General features: G+C 69.2%; 4 protein-coding genes. 3 read left to right on the top strand and 1 reads right to left on the bottom strand.

The window, feature by feature from the left end; genetic code table 11:
* Positions 1-23: 23 nt before the first annotated feature.
* Positions 24-818, bottom strand: coding sequence for a helix-turn-helix transcriptional regulator (locus tag CAG41_RS19030; protein WP_085583607.1), 795 nt, complete (start codon positions 816-818; stop codon positions 24-26).
* 475 nt (positions 819-1,293) lie between these two features.
* Here CAG41_RS19030 and CAG41_RS19025 point away from each other — a divergent pair, with 475 nt between their 5' ends.
* The 3 genes from CAG41_RS19025 to CAG41_RS19015 all read left to right on the top strand — a co-directional run.
* Entirely contained in the window at positions 1,294-7,707 is a 6,414-nt protein-coding gene (locus CAG41_RS19025) for a non-ribosomal peptide synthetase (RefSeq protein WP_085707328.1), read from the top strand.
* A 158-nt stretch (positions 7,708-7,865) separates the two neighbouring features.
* Positions 7,866-20,933 (top strand): non-ribosomal peptide synthetase, encoded by a 13,068-nt coding sequence (locus CAG41_RS19020; RefSeq protein WP_085707327.1) that lies wholly within the window; start codon positions 7,866-7,868, stop codon positions 20,931-20,933.
* Positions 20,930-22,680 (top strand): condensation domain-containing protein (locus CAG41_RS19015; RefSeq protein WP_256582618.1); only part of this gene is annotated, 1,751 nt, incomplete at its 3' end. The genes CAG41_RS19020 and CAG41_RS19015, both read left to right, overlap by 4 nt.

Here is a 22,680-nt window from a genome sequence, read left to right as displayed (position 1 = left end):
CCCGAAGTGAACCGACCGCCGGATCAGGCGCCGGCCATCCATTTCGCCAGACCGTGCCGCCCGCTGACGCCCAGCTTGGCCGTCGCGCGTTTGAGGTAGGTCTCGACGGAGCTGTTCTTCACCCGAAGCCGCTCGGCCAGTTGCGGCACGGTGCCGCCGGTCAGCAGGCCCAGGCAGACTTCCTTTTCCCGCACCGACAGGTTGATTTCGCTGAGGGTCAGGCGCTCCTCGAACACCTGGTGCAACGGCGCCTGGTCCTGGTCGGCCACGGGCGGTCGCAGGTGTCGGGCGGTGGTCTGCCGGCTGAGGTGGGCGTGGCGCTCGATCAACGGCAGCAGGGTGTCGGACAGGCTCTTGAGGAACGACAGCTCCGGCAGGGAAAACACCCGGTGCGTTTGCGGGCGGTAGAACGAAATGACGCAGCGGCGATTGGAGTTGCGCGACACCAGATTGCATTGATGGACACCCAAATGCGGGTGGCGGTGCTGGAGCGAGGCCTTGAGCTGGATCAGCAGCGAGTCGTTCATCTCGATCATTTTCTGCAGCAACGGATGGTCGTCCGGCCGCTGCAGGGGATCCGGGGGCGGGAACGTCTGCGGCTGGCCGGCGCTGCCCAGTGCCTTGACCTCGACCACGCTGGCCTGGCGCTCGTCCAGCGTCCATTCGCTCAGGTCGACCCGGTTGACCGGCACCAGGGTATCGACCAACTGGAACAGGTTGGTGGCGAACCGTTCGTCGCCGGTGCTGGCGATCAATTCGCCCAGTTGCCAGTAGAAGTGCGGGTTTTCCGTGTTGCGGATACTGCCGGTCAGATTCATGTCTTTGTCATCCTTGTCTTCACGCCTTTACCGAATCGTCTGCCGTGCACACGCCCCTGCAAGTCCCGTTTCTCCTTGAGCAGGGATTTAAGCCTATGGGTTTGTCTTGCGTCTGTAAGGGAAAGCGGGGACACAAATTGCCATCTTTTCTGAATTGATGCGCCCACGATTCCTACGCGGAATGGGCTGCGAAAATCGCCCCGGTGATTGAACGGTTAATCACAGGGGCACTAAATCGGGAGGATCGGCGAGATTGGCCGGCAAAACCGGATCTAGAGCGGGCTGCAGGTATGGCAATTGTCCTACAAGACTTTCAGCTATTCCTTTCGGGACGTAAGGGGCGGTTGCCGAGCGCCCGTCGTGGCCCCGCGCAAAAGGCAGGCGCGGCGCCCGGCACGGGTGTCCGGGTTTCACGTGTCATGCCGCTTCCGGGGCCGGTGCTTGAATACCGGCACAATCACATGAGAAGGATCTTATGAACTCATTTGCTGCCGATGCGGCGGACGGACTGTCCGCGACCGCCGAAACCTTTGCGCTGACCGCCGCCCAGAGTGACATCTGGCTCGATCAACTGCGTCAGGGCGATTCGCCGCTGTACAACATCGGCGGCTATGTCGACCTGAGCGGCCCGCTGGAGCCTGAGCTGATGCAGGCGGCGCTCGAACGCCTGGTGGCCCGCCACGACGCCGTGCGCACGGTGCTGCTGCCGGGGGCGGGCGAGCAGGGCATGCCGCTGCAGCGCTTTGCGCGGTCGCTGCCGGCGCCGATGCCGCTGCATGACTTCTCCAGCCATCCCGACCCTGAAGCGGCGGCGCGGGCGTTGATCCAGGAGCGCATCGAACAGCCCTTCACGCTGGACGGCGGGCCGCTGTTCCGCTTTCTGCTGATACGGCTGGACCGTCAGCGGCACTGGCTGTCGATCCTGGCCCACCACCTGATCACCGACGGCTGGGGGTTCGGCGAGATGCTCAAGTCGCTGGACGAGATCTACAACGCGCTGGCCAGCGGCGACCAGCCACCCGAAGAGGCGCCGTCCTACGTCGACTTCATCCTCGACGATGCGCGTTACCACGGCAGTGCGCGGTACGAACAAGACCGTGCCTACTGGCTGGACAAGTACCGCCACGTGCCCGAGCGCCTGCTGCTGCCCCGTCATCAGGAACGCCACGGGCCGGCTGCGGCACCGAGCCGGATCTTTTCCCAGCCGTTCCCGGTCAGCCTGCACGAGCGCATGAAGCAGGTGGCGCGGGAGTTCGGCGCCTCGGCGTTCCATGTGCTGCTGGCGGCGATGCACGTCTATTTCAGCCGCTCCGCCCAGCGCGACGAATGGGTGGTGGGGATGCCGCTGCTCAACCGCTCCGGGGCCCGTTTCAAGTCCACCCTCGGTCTCTTCACCCAAGTCAGCGCCGTGCGCATGGGGTTTGGCCGCGAGCTGTCGTTCAGCCAATTGATCGTGGCGATCCGCGATGAGCTGAAACAGGACTTCCGCCATCAGCGCTTTCCCCTCAGCGAAATGAACCGGGCGCTGGGCCTGCTGCGCGAGGACCGCTCGCAGCTGTTCGAACTGACGGTGTCCTACGAGCAGGACATCCACGAGTACCGCTACGGCGAGGCCCGAGGGGAGGTGGTCAAGGTCTCGAACCACGAGGAAGGCACGCCGCTGTCGGTGCATCTGCTCAGCAACCGCAGCAACGAAAAGGACAGCCTGTACCTGGTCTACAACGAAGCCTATTTTGACGCCGACGACATCAAGGCCCTGGCCGAGCGCCTGCTGTGGGTGCTGGAGCAAGGGCTGGAGGACGCCGGCCTGGCGGTGGCCGACTTCAGCCTGGCCACCCCGGCGGAGGCGGCGTTGCTGCAGCGCTGGAACAATACGCGCACCGACTTCCGCCAGGGCCAGCCCGTGCACCGGCGTTTCGAGGCGCAGGCGGCGGAGCGTCCCCAGGCCCTGGCGGCCATCCATGAAGGCAGGCCGTTGACCTACGCCGATCTCGACGGGCAGGCCAATGGCTTGGCGCACCACTTGATCGGCCTCGGCGTGCGCCCCGACGACCGGGTGGCGGTGGTCGCCCGGCGCGGGCTGGACACCCTGGTCGGCCTGCTGGCCATCCTCAAGGCGGGCGCCGGGTATGTGCCGGTGGATCCGGCGCACCCGGCCGAACGGCTGCGCTATCTGCTGGAGGACAGCGCCCCCGTGGCGGTGCTGACCCAGAGCGATCTGCGCGAACGCCTGCCGAACTCCGCCGTGCCGGTGGTTGAGCTGGACCGGCGCCGCTGGCCGATCAACCCGGCCAGGCCCGATGTGCCGGCGCTCACCCACCGGCACCTGGCCTACGTGATCTACACCTCCGGCTCCACCGGCCTGCCCAAGGGCGTGATGGTCGAGCACCGCACCCTGTCGAACCTGATCGACTGGCATTGCGAGGCCTTCGGCCTGCGCGCCGGCAGCCATGCGTCGAGCCTGGCCGGGTTCGGCTTCGACGCCATGGCCTGGGAAATCTGGCCGGCGCTGTGCGTGGGCGCGACCCTGCACCTGGCCCCGGTGCAGGCCCCGCTTGAGGAGGGCGGCGAAGACATCGATGCGCTGCTGGCCTGGTGGCGCGCGCAACCTTTGGACGTGAGCTTCCTGCCGACGCCGGTGGCCGAATACGCCTTCAGCCGTCAGCTCGGCCACCCGACCTTGCGCACGCTGCTGATCGGCGGCGATCGCCTGCGCCGGTTCGACCGCGAACAGACGTTCGAGGTGATCAACAACTACGGCCCGACCGAAGCCACGGTGGTCGCCACGTCCGGGCGGGTCGTGGCGGGGAAGGCGCTGCACATCGGCAAGCCGATCGCCAACGGCACCGTGCACCTGCTCGACGACCGGCAGCGTCCGGTGCCGGTCGGCGTGGCCGGGGAGTTGTATGTCGGCGGCGCGGGGGTGGCGCGGGGTTACCTGAACCGGCCCGAACTCACCGCCGAACGCTTCCTCGACAACCCGTTCGCCGAAGGGCGGATGTACCGCACCGGCGACCTCGCCCGCTGGCGCAACGACGGCACCCTCGAATACCTGGGGCGCAACGACGATCAGGTCAAGCTGCGCGGCGTGCGCATCGAGCCCGGCGAGATCGAGGCCGCGCTGCTCAGCCACGACGCCGTGCGCGAGGCCGTGGTGCAGGTGCGCGACGGCCAGCTGCTGGCCTGGTTCACCGAGGGCCGGGCGCTGGACATCCGCGAGCTGCACGAGCACCTCAAGGCCCGTCTGCCGGGCACGCTGCTGCCGGGGGCCTACGTGCGCCTGGAGACGCTGCCGCTGACCGCCAACGGCAAGCTGGACCGCAAGGCCTTGCCGGATCCGGGGCCGGAGGCCCAGGTTCGCCGTGAATACGAAGCGCCGTCGGGCGATGTGGAAACCGTGCTCGCGCAGCTGTGGGCCGAGGTGCTGCAAGTGGAGCGGGTGGGGCGTCACGACCACTTCTTCGAACTGGGCGGGCACTCGCTGCTGGCGGTGGGGCTGATCGAACGCATGCGCCAGGCCGGCCTGAGCAGCGACGTGCGTGTGCTGTTCGGCCAGCCGACCCTGGCGGCCCAGGCTGCGGCGGTGGGCAGCGGCCGCGAGGTCGAAGTGCCGCCCAACCGCATTGCGCCCGGCTGCACGCACCTCACGCCGGACCTGCTGACGCTGGTGCGCCTGGACCAGGCGGCCCTCGACAGGATCGTCGCCACGGTGCCGGGCGGCGCGGCCAACGTGCAGGACATCTACCCGCTGGCGCCGTTGCAGGAAGGCATCCTCTATCACCACATCACCGCGCAGCAGGGCGATCCGTATCTGCTGCAATCGTGGCTGGCGTTCGATGACGCCGAACGTCTCGACGCCTTCGCGCAGGCACTGCGCCGGGTCATGGCGCGCCACGACATCCTGCGCACGGCGGTGCTCTGGGAAGGGCTGGACGCAGCGGTGCAGGTGGTGTGGCGCACAGCCGAACTGCCGATGGAGGAAGTCGTTACCGACCCGGCACAGGGGGACGTCCTGGCGCAGTTGCACGAGCGCTTCGACGCCCGCCGTTACCGTCTCGACATCAGCCAGGCGCCCTTGATCCGCTTGGTCTACGCACGGGATCCGGCCCATGGGCGGATCGTCGCGACCCTGCTGTTCCATCACCTGGCCATGGACCATATCGCGCTGGAGGTGATGCGCGAAGAAATGCAGGCCAGCCTGCTGGGCCTGAGCGAGCCGTCGGCGCCGGCGGTGCCGTACCGCAACTATGTGGCCCAGACCCGGCTCGGCGTCAGCGAACAGGAACACGAGGCGTTCTTTCGCGGGATGCTCGGCGACATCGACGAGCCGACGCTGCCCTTCGGCCTGCAGAACGTGCAGGGCGACGGCCGCGGCATCGAAGAGGCGCAGCGGTCGCTGCCGGCGGACTTGGACCTTCGCCTGCGCGCGCAGGCCCGGCAACTGGGCGTGAGCGTGGCGAGCCTGCTGCACCTGACGTGGGCGCGGGTGCTGGCGGCGACCTCCGGACAGGAGCGGGTGGTGTTCGGCACCGTGCTGATGGGGCGGATGCAGGGCGGCGAGGGCGCCGACCGGGCGTTGGGGGTGTTCATCAACTCACTGCCGTTGCGGGTGGACGTGAACCTGGGCGTGCGCGCCGCCGTGCAGGCGACCCACGCCCGGCTGACGGCGCTGCTGGGGCATGAGCATGCGTCGCTGGCGCTGGCCCAGCGCTGCAGCGGGGTGGCGTCGCCGTCGCCGCTGTTCAGTGCGCTGCTCAACTACCGGCACACGGACGAGCGCACCCAGGACGCATCTGCCGTTCAGGCGTGGCAGGGCATCGAGACCCTGGCCAACGAAGAGCGCACCAACTACCCGATGACCCTCAGCGTCGATGACCTGGGCGACGGTATGCGCTTGACCACCCGGGCCGTGGCGGGCATCGGCGCGCAGCGGATCGGCAGTTACGTGCAGACCGCATTGCAGGCGCTGGTCGAGGCCTTGGAGCAGAGCCCGCACCAGCCTGTGAACCGACTGTCGGTGTTGCCGCCGCAGGAACTTGAGCAACTGCTGGTCGGGCTCAATGCCACCGAAGTGGATTGTCCGCTCGAACAGCCCGCCCATGTGCTGTTCGAGGCGCAGGTGCGGCGCAAGCCGGACGCCGTCGCATTGCAGTTCGAAGGGCAGTCCCTCACGTACCGCGAGCTCAACGAACGGGCCAACCGCCTCGCCCATCACCTGCGCGGGCAGGGCGTGCAGCCGGACGCGCGGGTGGCGATCTGCGTCGAGCGCAGCCTGGAACTGGTGATCGGCCTGCTCGCCATTCTCAAGGCCGGCGGCGCCTACGTGCCGCTGGATCCGGACTACCCGCTGGAACGCCTGCACTACATGCTGCAGGACAGCGAACCGGTGGCGCTGCTGATGCACGGGGCGACCCGGCGACTGCTCGGCGAGCCCGGCGTGCCGCTGATCGAGATCGACCGCGGCGACTGGCAGGACGCGCCGGCCGGCGACCTGACGGTGCCGGGCCTCGGCGCTTCGAACCTGGCGTACATGATCTACACCTCCGGCTCCACCGGCACGCCGAAGGGGGTGATGGTCGAGCACCGCAGCCTGTGCAACATGGTGCACTGGGGCTCGCAGATCAGCCCGCCGACCGAGCACGGCGCGCTGTTGCAGAAGGCGCCGTTCAGCTTCGACAGTTCGGTGTGGGAGATCTTCTGGCCGCTGTGCGCAGGGCTGCGCCTGGTGCTGGCGCGCCCGGACGGCAACCGCGATTCGGCCTATGTGACGCAAGCGATCCGCGAGCAGGGCGTCACCGTGGTCAAGTTCGTGCCGGCGCTGCTGCAGCAGTTCATCGAGCAGGACGACGTCAGCCAGTGCACCGGCCTCACCGACGTGCTCAACGGCGGCGGCGAGCTGACCGTCGCGTTGGCCCGTGCCGTGCGCCGGCGCCTGCCGTGGGTGCGCCTGCACAACGTGTACGGCCCGACCGAAACCACGGTGGACAGCACCGGCTGGACACTGGAGCCCCACGAGCCGGTGCCGGAGGGCGCGATCCCCATCGGCAAGGCCTTGAGCAACACCCGTCTGTACGTCCTCGATGCCCACGACCAACCGGTGCCGATGGGCGTCAGCGGCCAGCTGCACATCGGCGGCGTCGGCGTTGCGCGGGGCTACCTGGGGCTTGCGCCGATGCAGGCTGAGCGCTTCATCGACAGCCCGTTCGTGCCGGGGGACCGGCTCTACCGCACCGGCGACCTGGTGCGCTACCGCCCGGACGGCCACCTTGAGTTCCTCGGGCGCAACGATTTCCAGATCAAGCTGCGCGGCCTGCGTCTGGAGCCGGGCGAGATCGAGGCGCGGCTGACCGAACACCCGGCGGTGCGCGAAGCGGTGGTGACGGTGCGCGACGAGCGCCTGGTGGCGTACTTCACCGTGCGCGAGGGGTTCGCGGCGCCGGCCATCGAGGCCTTGCGCGCCCATGTGCTGGAGCGTCTGCCCGAGTTCATGGCGCCGGGGGCCTATGTGAGGCTGGACGCGTTGCCCCTGACCCCCAACGACAAGGTCGACCGCAAGGCCTTGCCCGCACCGGGGGCGGAGGCGGTGCTCAGCCGCCGCTACGAAGCGCCGCAGGGCGATGTGGAGATCCGCCTGGCGCAGATCTGGGCCGAAGTGCTGGGGCTTGAGCAAGTCGGGCGCGACGACCACTTCTTCGAGCTCGGCGGCCACTCGCTGCTGGCGGTAAGCCTGGTGGCGCGCATGCGCCAGGCCGGGCTGCACGTGGATGCGCGCACGCTGTTCAGCCAGCCGACGCTGGCGGCCCTGGCGGCGCACACCCAAGGCCAGGCCCGGCAGGTGGACATCCCGCAGACCACCATCCCGGTGCTCGACCGCAAGCGGCGGCTCTGACCGGCCCCTGTGGCAAGGGAGCCCTCGCCACAGGGGATTGTCCCCGCTTCCCATGTCAGCCCCACGGGGCTTGATGTTTTAGCTTTTCCAGGCTGTGCGCAGCGGGCACGGACTCGATGCTGCGCGCTTCTTTTTTCGAAATTACAGCAGGTTACCTCATGCAATTCAGTGAACTGATGGCTGTTATCTCCACCCATGCGATCCGCCTTCAACAGGACGATGAAGATCTGGTCATTCTGGGCAACGACGACGCGCTGGACGATGCGTTGTGGGACAGCCTCGCCGAACACAAGGCGCAATTGCTGGAACTGGTGGCCCGCCACGGCGGCGACTGGCAGAGCCCGGCGCTGCGCATCACCCCGGACATGCTGCCGCTGGCGAAACTGGATCAGGACACCCTCGACCGCCTCGTCGCCGCCGTGCCGGGCGGGGCGGCCAACGTGCAGGACATCTACCCGCTGGCGCCTTTGCAGCAGGGCCTGCTGTATCTGCACCTCTCGGCGGCCGAGGGCGATCCCTACGTGTCCCAGGCACGGTTCACCTTCGACGGCCGCGAGCGGCTGGAAGCGTTCGCCGACGCGCTGCGTTGGGTGATCGGCCGCCACGACATCCTGCGCACATCTTTCGTCTGGGAGCGCCTGGACGAACCGCTGCAAGTGGTGTGGCGCGAGGCGCCGCTGGTCTGCGAAGAAATGCCGCTGGACGGGCGCGGGGACGTGCTGACGCAACTGCTGGCGCGGCACGACCCGCGGCATTTCCGCCTCGACCTGCAACAGGCGCCGCTGCTGCGGCTGGCGTTCGCCGAAGATCCGGCCAACGGCCGGGTGGTGGCCCTGCTGCTGTTTCACCACATGATCATGGATCACGTCGCCCTCGACGTGGTGCGCCGGGAAATCCAGGCACACCTGCTCGGCCGCGGCGAAGAGGTTGCGGCGGCCGTGCCGTTTCGCAATCACCTGGCCAAGGCCCGTCTGGAGGCGGACGAGGCGGCGCAGGAGGCCTTCTTCCGCGACATGCTCGCCGACATCGACGAGCCGACGCTGCCCGGCGGCCTGCACGACGTGCAGGGCGACGGCCAAGGCATCGAAGAGGCCTGGCGCATGCTCGATAGCGACCTGAGCCTGCGCCTGCGCGGGCAGGCCCGGCAGTTGGGGGTGAGCGTGGCGAGCCTGATGCACCTGGCGCTGGCGCGGGTGCTGGGGCAGTTGTCCGGGCGCACGGCGGTGGTGTTCGGCACCGTGCTGCTGGGGCGGATGGAGGCGGGCGACGGCGTCGAGCAGGCCCTGGGCATGTTCATCAACACCCTGCCGCTGCGGGTGGATGTCGGCGACGGCAGCGTGCGCGACGGCGTGCTGGCGACCCATCGGCGCCTGACCGCGCTGCTCGCCCATGAGCAGGCCCCGCTGGCGCTGGCCCAGCGCTGCAGCGCCGTGGCGGTGCCGACGCCGCTGTTCAGCGCCATGCTCAACTACCGCCACAGCAGCGCCGAAGAGGTGGCCGAGGTGATCGACCTGGCGCCGGGCGTGCAGGTGCTGGGCGCCCGCGAACGCACCAACTACCCATTGACCGTCAACATCGACGATCTGGGCGAAGACCTGCGCATCACCGCGCTGGCCGACGAAGCCCTGGGCGCCGAGCGTATCGCCGGCTACCTGCACACGGCGCTGGAGAGCCTGGCCGATGCCTTGCAGGAGCGCCCGCAGGCGCCGCTGCACAGCCTGAACATCCTGCCGGCCGCCGAGCGCGAATACCTGCTGCATGGCGTCAACGCGCCGTTGCGCACGTTCCCCGACACGCCGCTGATCCATCAGCAGTTCGAAGCCCACGCACAGGGCCGGCCCCAGGCCGTGGCGCTGCTGTTCGAAGGCAAGACCTACAGCTACGGCGGGCTCAACCGCCAGGCCAACCGGGTGGCCCACCGCCTGCTGGCCATGGGCATCCGCCCGGATGACCGGGTGGCGATCTGCGTCGAACGCGGTCCGCAGATGATCGTCGGCCTGCTGGCGGTGCTCAAGGCCGGCGCCGGTTATGTCCCCATCGATCCCGCCTATCCGCTGGAGCGGATCGCCTTCACCCTCAAAGACAGCGCGCCTGTGGCGGTGCTGATGCAGGCCGGCACACGGAACCGGCTGGGGGCAACCACGGCGCCGGCGGTGGACCTCGACGACCACGACCTGCAGGCCGAACCGGACTTCGACCCGCAGGTCCCGGAGCTGACACCGGCGCACCTGGCCTACGTGATCTACACCTCCGGCTCCACCGGCCAGCCCAAAGGGGTGATGGTCGAGCACCGCAACGTGGCCCGGCTGTTTTCGGCGACGCACGACTGGTTCCAGTTCAACCCGAAGGACGTCTGGGCGCTGTTCCATTCCTTTGCCTTCGACTTTTCGGTCTGGGAGATCTGGGGCGCGCTGGCGTTCGGCGGGCAGTTGCTGGTGGTGCCGCAGCGCATCAGCCGTTCGCCGGACGAGTGCTACGCGCTGCTGTGCCGCGCCGGCGTCACGGTGCTCAACCAGACGCCCAGCGCGTTCCGCCAGCTGATCGCAGCCCAGGGCCGCAGCCCGTTGCAGCATTCCCTGCGCGAGGTGATCTTCGGCGGTGAGGCGCTGGAGCCCGGTTCGCTCAAGCCCTGGTACGCGCGGGTCGGCAACGCCGGCACCCGGCTGGTGAACATGTACGGCATCACCGAGACCACGGTGCACGTGACCTATCGGCCGCTGGAGGCGGCGGACGCCCAATCGGTCGGCGCCAGCCCCATCGGCGTGCGCATCCCCGACCTGCAACTGTATGTGCTCGACGCCCGCGGCGAACCGTTGCCGGTGGGTGTGGCCGGTGAACTGTACGTCGGCGGCGCTGGGGTGGCCCGCGGCTACCTGAACCGAGAGACCCTCACGGCCGAACGCTTCATCGCCGACCCGTTCAGCCACCGCGCCGAGGCCCGCCTGTACAAGACCGGCGACCTGGCGCGCCGGGCGGCGGACGGCAGCCTCGAATACCTGGGGCGCAACGACGATCAGGTGAAGATCCGCGGTTTCCGCATCGAGCTGGGTGAGATCGAAGCGCGCCTGGCCGAGTGCGACGGGGTGCGCGAAGCGGTGGTGATCGCCCGCGAGGACAGCCCCGGCGAGCCACGCCTGGTGGCGTACTGGCTGGCCGACGAGGGCTTTGAGCCGAGCGCGGCGCACCTGCGCGACCGCCTGCTGCTGTCGCTGGCCGACTACATGGTGCCGAGCGCGTTCGTGCGGCTCGACGCCTTCCCGCTGACCGCCAACGGCAAACTGGACCGCAAGGCGTTGCCGCAGCCTGACGGCGAGGCCTTCGCCCGTCGTGGCTTCGAAGCGCCGGTCGGCGAAACGGAGACCCGCATCGCCGCGATCTGGCAGGCGGTGCTGGGGCTGGACTCGGTCGGCCGGCATGACAACTTCTTCGAACTGGGCGGCCATTCATTGCTGGCGGTCAAGCTGATCGAACGCATGCGCCAGCAGGACATGCACTGCGACGTGCGCGTGCTGTTCGGCCAGCCGAGCGTGGCTGCGCTGGCGGCGACCCTGGGCGCGGCGCAGACGGTCAGCGTGCCGGCCAACCGCATCGAGCCTGGCTGCACCCGCATCACCCCGGACCTGCTGCCGCTGGCCACGCTGGACCAGGCGGCCATCGACCGCATCGTCGAGACCGTGCCCGGCGGCGTCGCCAACGTGCAGGACATCTATGCCCTGGCCCCGCTGCAGGCCGGGATTCTCTACCACCACCTGGCCACCGCCGACGGCGATCCGTACGTGCTCCAGGCGCAGTTCGCCTTCGATACGCTGACGCAGGTCAAGGCGTTCGTGCGGGCCTTGAACAGCGTCATCGCCCGTCACGACATCCTGCGCACCAGCGTGGTCGGCGAAGGCCTTGAGGAGCCGGTGCAAGTGGTCTGGCGCGAGGCGCCGCTGGCGCTGGAACGGGTCGATGTCGATCCGCTGGACGGCGATGTCCTGCGCCAGATGCAGGCACGCTTCGATCCGCGCCGCTATCGCCTGGATCTCGAGCGCGCGCCGCTGATGCGGTTCGCCTACACCCAGGATCCGCAACGCAACCGCTGGGTCGGCATCCTGTTGCTGCATCACATCGTGCTCGACCACACCGCCCTGGAGGTGCTGGTGGCGGAGATGGGCGATGCCCTCAACGACCGCGCCGCTCAAGGGCCGGCGGCGGTGCAGTACCGCAACTACGTGGCGCAGGCGCGGCTCGGCGCGGCGGCCGAGGCCCACGAGGCGTTCTTTCGCGAGATGCTCGGCGACATCGAGGAGCCGACCGTGGCGTTCGGTCTGCACGACGTGCACGGCGACGGCAGCACCGTCATCGAAAGCGAGATGGCCCTGGACGACAGCCTCGTCGAACGCCTGCGCGAGCAGGCCCGACGGCTCGGCATCAGCCTGGCGAGCCTGGTGCACCAAGGCTGGGGCCAGGTGCTGGCGCAGATGTCCGGCCGCGACGACGTAGTGTTCGGCACCGTGCTGCTCGGGCGGATGCAGGGCGGCGAGGGCGCCGACCGGGCGCTGGGCATGTTCATCAACACGTTGCCGCTGCGGGTCGGCGCCGGATCGGCGCCGGTGGAAGAGGGCGTGCGTGCCACCCATCAACGGCTGGCGCAACTGCTCGGCCATGAACAGGCGTCACTGGCCCAGGCCCTGCGTTGCAGCGGCGTGCCGGGCGCGTTGCCGCTGTTCAGCACCTTGCTCAACTACCGCCACAGCGCGCCGCAGGCGCCGGCGCTGGACTGGGACGGCATCCACGTCCTCAGCTCCCGCGAGCGCAGCAACTACCCGCTGGCGGTCAACGTCGACGACTTCGGCCAAGGGCTGCGCCTGACGGTGCAGGCCGTGCCGGACGTGGACGGGGCGCGGGTCTGCCACCTGCTGCAGACGGCCCTGCTGGGGCTGGCCGACGCACTGGAGCACGACCCGGCCAAGCCGCTGCATCAGGTGTCGGTGCTGTCGCCGGGCGAGCGCCAGCGGCTGCTGATCGGCTTCAACCTGACCGGCCGCGAATACCCGTGCAAGCAGACCGTCCACCGCCTGTTCGAAGCCCAGGCCGCGCTGCGTCAGGATGCGCTGGCGGCGGTGCAGGGCGAGGCGCAGTTGAGCTACCGCGAACTCAACCAGCGCGCCAACCGGCTCGCCCACTACCTGATCGAACTGGGCGTGCAGCCGGGCCACAGCGTGGCGACGCTGCTGCCCCGGTCGCTGGACCTGTTGGTGGCGCAACTGGCGATCGGCAAATGCGCGGCGGTGTACGTGCCGCTGGACATCAACGCCCCGGCCGAGCACCAGGCGTTCATGGCGCAGGACAGCCGGGCGGTCATGCTGCTGACCCGCACCGACGAGGCCGCCGAATATGCCCCGTGGCGCCTCGACCTCGACACCCTGACGCTGGACCATCACCCGGTGCACAACCCGGAGCTGCGCCAGTCGTCCGAATCGGTGGCGTACATCATGTACACCTCCGGCTCCACCGGCACCCCCAAAGGCGTGCTGGTGCCGCACCGCGCCGTCGCGCGGCTGGTGATCAACAACGGCTATGCCGACTTCAATGCCGAAGACCGGGTGGCGTTCGCCTCCAACCCGGCATTCGACGCCAGCACCATGGACGTCTGGGGTGCGCTGCTCAACGGCGGCCAGGTGGTGGTGATCGACCACCGCACCTTGCTCGATCCGCAGGCGTTCGGCCGGGCGCTGACGGCGTCCGGGGTGACGGTGCTGTTCGTCACCACCGCGCTGTTCAACCAGTACGTGCAACTGATCCCGCAGGCGCTCAAAGGCTTGCGCATCCTGCTGTGCGGCGGCGAGCGCGGCGATCCGGCGGCGTTCCGCCGTCTGCGGGCCGAGGCGCCGGACCTGCGCATCGTGCATTGCTACGGACCGACCGAAACCACCACTTACGCGACCACCTTCGAGGTGCGCGACGTGGCGGCGGACGCCGAGAGCGTGTCCATCGGCGGGCCGATCTCCAACACCCAGGTGTACGTGCTCGACGCCCGGCAGCAGCCGGTGCCGTGCGGCGCGACCGGTGAGCTGTACATCGGTGGGGACGGCGTGGCGCTGGGTTACCTGAACCGGCCGGACCTGACCGCCGAGAAATTCCTCAAGGATCCGTTCAGCGACCGGCCCGGTGCCTTGCTCTACCGCACCGGCGACCTTGCACGCTGGATGGCGCCGGGCCAACTGGAGTGCCTGGGGCGCAACGACGATCAGGTGAAGCTGCGCGGTTTCCGCATCGAACTCGGCGAGATCGAGACCCGCCTCGCCGCCTGCGCCGGCGTCAGCGAAGCCGTGGTGCTGGTGCGTGAGGCCGAACCGGGCGACAAGCGCCTGGTGGCGTGGTTCATCGCGGGCAACAACGCTTCGGCGCCGACCGCCGCCGAACTGCACGCGGCCCTGCAAGGCCAACTGCCGGACTACATGATCCCGTCCGCCTTCGTGCGCGTGGACGCCTGGCCGCTGACCGCCAACGGCAAGCTGGACCGCAAGGCCTTGCCGGCGCCGGACCGGGAGGCGCTGATCAGCCGTGGTTTCGAAGCCCCGCAGGGCGAGGTCGAAACCGCCCTGGCGCAGATCTGGGCGAGTTTGCTCAAGGTCGAGCGCGTCGGTCGGCACGACCATTTCTTTGAGCTGGGCGGCCACTCGCTGCTGGCGGTCAGCCTGATCGAACGCATGCGCCGGATCGGCCTGAGTACCGACGTGCGCGCCCTGTTCAGCCAGCCGACCCTGGCGGCGCTGGCCGCTGCGGTGGGCAGCGGGCGTGAGATCGACGTGCCGGCCAACCGAATTCCCGAGGGCTGCACGCACATCACCCCGGACATGCTCACCCTGACCGAGCTGGATCAGGCCGCCATCGACCGCATCGTCGCCACGGTGCCGTTCGGTGCCGCCAACGTGCAGGACATCTACCCGCTGGCGCCGCTGCAAGAGGGCATCCTTTATCACCACCTCAGCGCCGAAGAGGGCGACCCGTACCTGCTGCAGTCGCGCATGGCCTTCGACAGCGTCGAGCGCCTGCATGCCTTCGCCGCGACGTTGCAGAAGGTCATCGCCCGCCACGACATCCTGCGCACCAGCGTGGTCTGGGAAGGCTTGCCGAGCCCGCAGCAAGTGGTCTGGCGCCATGCCGACCTGGCGTTGCAGCACGTGGCGCTGGCGCCTGCGGACGGCGACATCCTCGAACAGCTGCACCAACGCTTCGACGCCCGCCATCACCGCTTCGACCTGAGCCGCGCACCGCTGCTGCGCATGGTCTACGCCGAGGATCCGGCGCAGCGGCGGGTGGTGGCGATCGTGCTGTTCCATCACTTGATCCTCGACCACACCGCCATGGAGGTGGTGGGCCAGGAAATGCGCGCGTTCATGTTCGACCGCACCGACACGCTGGCCGCGCCGACGCCGTACCGCAACTATGTGGCCCAGGCCCGGTTGGGCGCGGGCCAGCAGGAACATGAGGCGTTCTTCCGCGACATGCTCGGCGACATCGACGAGCCGACGCTGCCTTTCGGTTTGCACGATGTGCAAGGTGACGGACGCGACATCGAGGAAGCCCAGCAACCGCTGGACGACGGCCTGAGCCTTCGCCTGCGCGGCCAGGCGCGGCAACTGGGCGTCAGCGCCGCGAGCCTGATGCACCTGGCCTGGGCGCAGGTCGTGGGCGTGCTGGCCAACCGGCGCGACGTGGTGTTCGGCACCGTGCTGATGGGCCGGATGCAGGGCGGCGAGGGCGCCGACCGGACGCTGGGGGTGTTCATCAACACCTTGCCGTTGCGGGTCGACGTCGGCCAAGGCGTGCGCGACGGGGTCAGGGCCGTGCATGGCCGGCTCACCGCGCTGCTGGGCCATGAGCATGCCTCGCTGGCGTTGGCCCAGCGTTGCAGCGGCGTGCCGGGCTCGTCGCCGCTGTTCAGCGCGCTGCTCAACTACCGCTACAGCGCGGCCGAACACCAGGCCCGCGACGGCGAAGGGATCTGGGAGGGCGTGCAGCTGCTGGGCGGCGAAGAGCGCAGCAACTACCCGCTGACCCTCAGCGTCGATGACCAGGGCGAAGGGTTCGCCCTGACGGTGCTGGCGGCGGGCGGGATCGGCGCGCAGCGCATCTGCGCCTACATGCACACGGCGCTGGAGCGCTTGGTCGACGCGCTGGAGCAGTCGCCGGAGGTGGCGCTGAACTGTCTGCCGATCCTCTCGACCGAAGAGCAGGCACAATTGCTGGAAGGCTTCAACCCGCCGGTGACGGCCTATCCCCGGGGCGCGACGATCCATGCCCTGGTGGAGGCCCAGGCCGAGCGCGACCCGCAGGCGCCTGCGGTCATCCAAGGCGCGGAACAACTGACCTACGCTCAGCTCAACCGCCGCGCCAACCGCCTGGCCCATCATTTGCTCGGTCTCGGCGTGCGGCCGGACGATCGCATCGCGATCTGCGTGAACCGCGGCCCGGACATGCTGGTGGGGCTGCTGGCGATCCTCAAGGCCGGCGCCGGCTATGTGCCGGTGGATCCGGCGTACCCGGCCGAGCGCATCGCTTACCTGTTGCAGGACAGCGCCCCGGTGGCGGTGCTCGCGCAGGCTGCGACCCTGCACCTGACCGGCCCACTGCCGGCGGTGAACCTGGACGCCGGCGACTGGCAGGCGCAGCCGGACAGCAACCCGCAACTGCCGACCCTGACCCCGGCGCACCTGGCCTACGTGATCTACACCTCCGGCTCCACCGGCCAGCCCAAGGGCGTGATGGTCGAGCACGCGACCCTGGAGAACCTCGTGCACTGGCACGCCGAAGCCTTCGACCTGCACGCCGGCAGCCACACCGCCAGCGTCGCCGGGTTCGGCTTCGACGCCATGGCCTGGGAAGTCTGGCCGGCGCTGTGCATGGGCGCGACCCTGCACCTGCCGCCGGCCGCGATCGGCAATGAGCACCTGGACGAACTGCTCGACTGGTGGCGGGCGCAGCCGTTGCAGGTGAGCTTCTTGCCGACGCCGGTGGCCGAGTACGCGTTCAGCCGCGAACTGCAGCACCCGACCTTGCGCACCTTGCTGATCGGCGGCGACCGCCTGCGCCAGTTCAACCGCGGACAGACCTTCGCGGTGGTCAACAACTACGGCCCGACCGAGGCCACGGTGGTCGCCACCTCCGGGCCGGTGGAGGCGGGCGGCGCGCTGCACATCGGCAAGCCGATGGCCAACGCCCGGGTCTACCTGCTGGACGAGCAGCAGCGTCCGGTGCCGGTCGGCGTAGCCGGCGAGCTGTACGTGGCCGGCGCCGGGGTAGCGCGGGGTTACCTGAACCGGGCGCCGCTGACGGCCGAACGGTTCCTCGACGACCCGTTCAGCGATGAGCCCCAGGCGCGCATGTACCGCACCGGCGACCTGGCGCGCTGGCGGCCCGACGGCAACATCGAGTACCTGGGCCGCAACGACGATCAGGTGAAGCTGCGCGGCGTGCGGGTCGAGCTGGGGGAAATCGAAGCGGCGCTGACCCGCCATCCGGCGGTGCAGGAGGCCGTGGCGCTGGTGCGCGACGGGCAACTGCTGGCGTGGTTCACCGCCCAGGCAGCGGTCGGCATCGACGAACTGCGCAGCCATCTGCACAGCCTGTTGCCGCAGGCGCTGGTGCCGGCGGCCTATGTGCGGCTCGACGCCTTGCCGCTGACCGCCAACGGCAAGCTGGACCGCAAGGCCTTGCCCGAGCCGGGGCCGGACGCCTGGCTGAGCCGTGGCTACGAAGCGCCGCAGGGCCCGGTCGAAACCGCGCTGGCGCAGATCTGGGCGGACGTGCTGAAGGTGGAGCAGGTCGGCCGCCACGATCATTTCTTCGAACTGGGCGGGCATTCGCTGCTGGCGGTGAGCCTGATCGAGCGCATGCGCCAGATCGGCCTGAGCACCGACGTGCGCGTGCTGTTCAGCCAGCCGACCTTGGCGGCGCTGGCCGCGGCGGTGGGCAGCGGGCGCGAAGTGGCCGTGCCGCCCAACCGTATCCCGGACGGCTGCACCCGCATCACCCCGGACCTGCTGACCCTGATCGAGCTGGATCAAGACAGCATCGACCGGGTGATCGCCACGGTGCCCGGCGGTGCGGCCAACGTGCAGGACATCTACCCGCTGGCGCCGTTGCAGGAGGGGATTCTCTATCACCACCTCAGCGCCGTGGAGGGCGACCCGTACCTGCTGCAATCGCAGATGGCGTTCGACAGCCCGGCGCGGCTGGCGACCTTCGCCGCAGCGCTCGATCAAGTCATCGCTCGGCACGACATCCTGCGCACCGGCGTGGTCTGGCAGGGGTTGGCGACGCCGGTGCAGGTGGTCTGGCGCCATGCCGCGCTGTCGCTCGAAGAGGTGACGGCGGATCCGGCGCAGGGCGACGTGGCCGGGCAGTTGCAGGCGCGGTTCGATGCGCGGCAGGTGCGCCTGGACATCAGCCAGGCGCCGATCATCCGGCTGGTGCATGCGCAGGATCCGGCCAATGGCCGGATCGCCGCGATGCTGCTGTTCCATCACCTGACGATGGATCACACGGCGCTGGACGTGGTAGGCCATGAAATGCAGGCCATCATGCGGGGCGAAGACCGCGTGCCTGTGGCCTCGGTGCCTTACCGCAACTACGTGGCCCAGACCCGTCTGGGCGTCAGCGAGCAGGAGCACGAAGCGTTCTTTTGCGACATGCTCGGCGACATCGACGAACCTACGTTGCCGTTCGGCTTGCAGGATGTGCGCGGTGACGGCAATCGCATCGAAGAGGCCAGCCGGGCGCTGCCTGAAGCGCTGGCCCTGCGCCTGCGCAGCCAGGCGCGGCTCGCCGGGGTGAGCGCCGCCAGCCTGTTCCATCTGGCCTGGGCGCGGGTGCTGGGGGCAGCGTCCGGCCAGGAGCGGGTGGTGTTCGGCACCGTGCTGCTGGGCCGGATGCAGGGCGGCAGCGGCGCCGACCGGGCAATGGGCATGTTCATCAACACCTTGCCGCTGCGGGTGGACCTGGGCGAGACCGGCGTGCGGGCCGGGGTCAAGGCGACCCATGACCGGCTCACGGCCCTGCTGGGGCATGAGCACGCTTCGCTGGCGCTGGCCCAGCGTTGCAGCGGGGTGGCCGCGACGTTGCCGCTGTTCAGCGCAATGCTCAACTATCGCCATGGCGAAAGCGAAGCGCGACAACAGGCCATCCGCGAGGCCTGGCAGGGCGTCGAGGTCCTGGCCAGCGAGGAACGCACCAACTATCCGTTGAGCCTGAGTGTCGACGATCTGGGCAGCGGGTTCACGCTCACGGCGATGACACCGGCCCGCATCGGCGCCGCGAAGGTGTGCGGCTACATGCAGCAGGCGCTGACGGCGCTGGTCGACGCCTTGGAGCAGTCACCGCAGCAACCGTTGAACCGGTTGGCGGTGCTGCCGGACGAGGAGCGCCGCCAGGTGCTGTCCGGCCTCAACGCCGCCGAGATCGGCCACGACCTGGAGCGGACCGTCCACGCGCTGTTCGAGGCCCGGGCGCAACGTTCGCCGCTGGCCGTGGCGGTGCAGTGCGGCGGGCAGCGCCTGAGCTACGCCGAGCTGGACGGGCAGGCCAACCGCCTGGCCCATCACCTGCAAAACCTGGGCGTCGGGCCGGACTCGCGTGTGGCGATCTGCGTCGAGCGCGGGCCGGACATGGTGGTCGGCCTGCTGGCGATCCTCAAGGCCGGCGGTGCCTACGTGCCGCTGGATCCGGGCTACCCGGCGGACCGCTTGGCCTACATGCTCAAGGACAGCGCAGCGGTGGCCGTGCTGATGCACGGCGCCACCCGCGCCTTGCTGGAGGGCACCGGGGTGGCGCAGGTCGACCTCGAACGCTGCACCTGGCAGGCCAACCCGGACACGGCCCCGCCGGTGCCGGGCCTGAGCCCGTCGAACCTGGCCTACGTGATCTACACCTCCGGCACCACCGGGCGGCCGAAGGGCGTGATGGTCGAGCACCGCAGCCTGGTCAACCTGGTGCACTGGAGCGCCCGGCACTGCCCGCAGGCGGTGGATGGCGCCCTGTTGCAGAAGACGCCGTACAGTTTCGACGCGTCGGTGTGGGAGCTTTTCTGGCCGCTGACCGCCGGTCTGCGGTTGGTGCTGGCCGGCCCGGACGACCACCGCGACCCGGCCGAGCTCGTGCGTTTGGTCATCGAGCAGCGCATCAGCGTGATCCAGTTCGTGCCGGTGCTGCTGCAGCAGTTCATCGAACTTGAGCAGGCCGGCCAGTGCACCTGCCTCACCGATGTGTTCTGCGGCGGCGGCGAGCTGAGCGCCGCGCTGGCGCGCAAGGTGCGCGAGCGTCTGCCGCAGGTGCGTTTGCACAACGTCTACGGCCCGACCGAAACCACGGTGGATGCGACGGTGTGGACGCTGGACCCGTCCGCTCCCGCTCCGCAGCACGCGCCGCCCATCGGCCGTGCCGTGGACAACACCCTGCTGTACGTCCTGGACTCCGGGCAACAACCGGTGCCGCAAGGGGTGCCGGGCGAGCTGTGCATCGGCGGGGTGCAGGTGGCCCGGGGGTACATGAACCGACCGGAGCTGACCGGCGAGCGTTTCCTCAAGGATCCGTTCAGCGCCCGGCCGGGCGCCCGGATGTACCGCACCGGCGACATCGTCCGGTACGGGGCCGACGGCCAGCTTGAGTACCTGGGGCGCAACGACGACCAAGTGAAACTGCGCGGGCTGCGTATCGAACCGGGCGAGATCCAGGCGTGCCTGGAGCAGGTCGACGGCGTGCGCGAGGCAGCGGTGCTGATCCGCGAAGAGGCGTCCGGAGGCAAGCGGCTGGTGGCCTACTGCACCGGCGAGCGGCAAGACGCCGCGAGCCTGCGCAGCCATCTGCTGGCGCGCTTGCCGGACTACATGGTGCCGACCGCGTTCGTGCACCTGGAGGCGTTGCCGCTGAGCCCCAACGGCAAGCTTGACCGCCGGGCGCTACCGGCGCCGGATGAGACCTCGGTCATCACCCGCGAATACGAAGCCCCGCAGGGGGAGACGGAAATCATCCTCGCGCGGCTGTGGGCCGAACTGCTCAAGGTGGAGCGGATCGGCCGGCACGACCATTTCTTTGAATTGGGCGGGCACTCGCTGCTGGCGGTCAGTCTGATCGGCCGGTTGCGACAAGAAGGCATGGAAGCCGACGTCAGGGCGCTGTTCGAACACCCGACCCTGGCCGGTTACGCGGCAATTACGGAAAGAATGGAGATCGTTCTGTGAACCTGATCGAACTGTTGGCGACACTCAAAGCGAAAGACATCCAATTGGCGGTCACGGACGACCAACTGCGGGTGCAAGGCAACAAGCAGGCCCTGAGCGATCCGGCGGTGCTGGCGCTGCTGCGCGAGCACAAGGCCGCGCTGATCGAGCTGATCAAGGCCGGCGGGTATGCCGCCGCCAAACACGGCCAGGTGGAGGTGCCGGCCAACGGCATCGTCCCCGGCACCACCCGCATCACCCCGGCGATGGTCACCCTGGCGGAGCTGAGCCAGGACACCCTCGACCACCTCGTCGCCGACGTACCGGGCGGCGCCGAAAACGTGCAGGACATCTACCCGCTGGCGCCGCTGCAGGAGGGCATCCTGTTTCACCACGCCAGCGGCGGCGAAGGCGATCCCTACGTGATGCAGGCGCAGTTCGCGTTCACCGACATGCAGCGTTTCCAGGCGTTCGCCCAGGCCTTGCAGACCGTGATCAACCGCCACGACATCCTGCGCACGGCCGTGGTCTGGGAAGGTTTGGACGCGCCGCTGCAAGTGGTCTGGCGCCGGGCGCACCTGCCGCTGGAAGAATTCGTGCCGCAGGACGGCGAAGCCGATGCGCTGGCGCAATTGAATGAACATTTTGACCCACGGCATTTCCGCCTGGACGTCAGCCGGGCGCCGATGGTGCGTCTGGCGTATGCCCAAGACACCGCCGGGCAACGCATCATCGCCACGCTGCTGTTCCACCACATGGCGATGGACCACTCGGCGCTGGAGGTGGTGAGCCACGAGATGCGCGAGTGCCTGTCGGGGCAGGGCGCACGGCTGGGGCGGCCGGTGCCGTTCCGCAACTACGTGGCCCAGGCGCGGCTGGGCATCAGCGAAGCGGAACATGAGGCGTTCTTTCGCGACATGCTCGGCGACATCGACGAACCGACGCTGCCGTTCGGCTTGCAGGACGTGCAGGGTGACGGTCAAGGCATCGCCGAGCTGGGCATGCCGGTGGAGGCGGAGCTGGGGCAGCGCCTGCGCACGCAGGCGCGGCAACTCGGCGTGAGTGCGGCGAGCCTGTTCCACCTGGCCTGGGCACAGGTGCTGGCCACGCTCACCGGCAAGCCGTCGGTGGTGTTCGGCACGGTGCTGATGGGGCGCCTGCAAGGCGCCGAAGCCATTGACCGGGCCCTGGGCATCTTCATCAACACGCTGCCGGTGCGGCTGGACATCGACGGGCAGGGGGTACGCGCCGCCGTCCAGGCGACCCACGCGCGCCTCACCACCCTGATGCGCCACGAACATGCGCCGCTGGCGCTGGCCCAGCGGTGCAGCCAGGTGGCCGCGCCGACGCCGTTGTTCAGCGCGTTGTTCAACTACCGCCACAGCCATGGCGCGGCGGCTGCGCACGCTCAGGCGCAGACGGCCTGGGAAGGCATCACCAACCTGCATGCCGAGGAACGCAGCAACTATCCGCTGACGCTCAGCGTCGACGATTTCGGCGACGCCTTCCGCCTGATGCTGCTGGCCTCCACGCAACTTGATCCGCAGCGGGTCTGCGGTTACATGCATAGCGCCGTGGAAGGCCTTGTCCAGGCGCTGGAGCAGACGCCGGATCTGCCCGTCCATGAACTGTCGGTGTTGCCAACGGCCGAGCGTGAGCAAGTGCTGTTCGGCTTCAACGCCACCGCCGCCGACTACCCGCAAGGCCTCACCACCCAGCAACGCTTCGAGGCCCAGGCCGCGCAACGGCCCGACGCCGTGGCCGCCGC

Source organism: Pseudomonas sp. B35(2017) (genome assembly GCF_002113645.1).
GTDB classification, from domain to species: domain Bacteria; phylum Pseudomonadota; class Gammaproteobacteria; order Pseudomonadales; family Pseudomonadaceae; genus Aquipseudomonas; species Aquipseudomonas ekonensis.
The sequence above is the reverse complement of the archived record's forward strand: the minus strand, read 5'-3'. Positions and strand labels throughout refer to the sequence as shown.

Coding starts and splice junctions, on each gene's coding strand:
- CAG41_RS19025 (WP_085707328.1), top strand. CDS start 1,294: ATGAACTCATTTGCTGCCGATGCGGCGGACGGACTGTCCGCGACCGCC.
- CAG41_RS19030 (WP_085583607.1), bottom strand. CDS start 818: ATGAATCTGACCGGCAGTATCCGCAACACGGAAAACCCGCACTTCTAC.
- CAG41_RS19020 (WP_085707327.1), top strand. CDS start 7,866: ATGCAATTCAGTGAACTGATGGCTGTTATCTCCACCCATGCGATCCGC.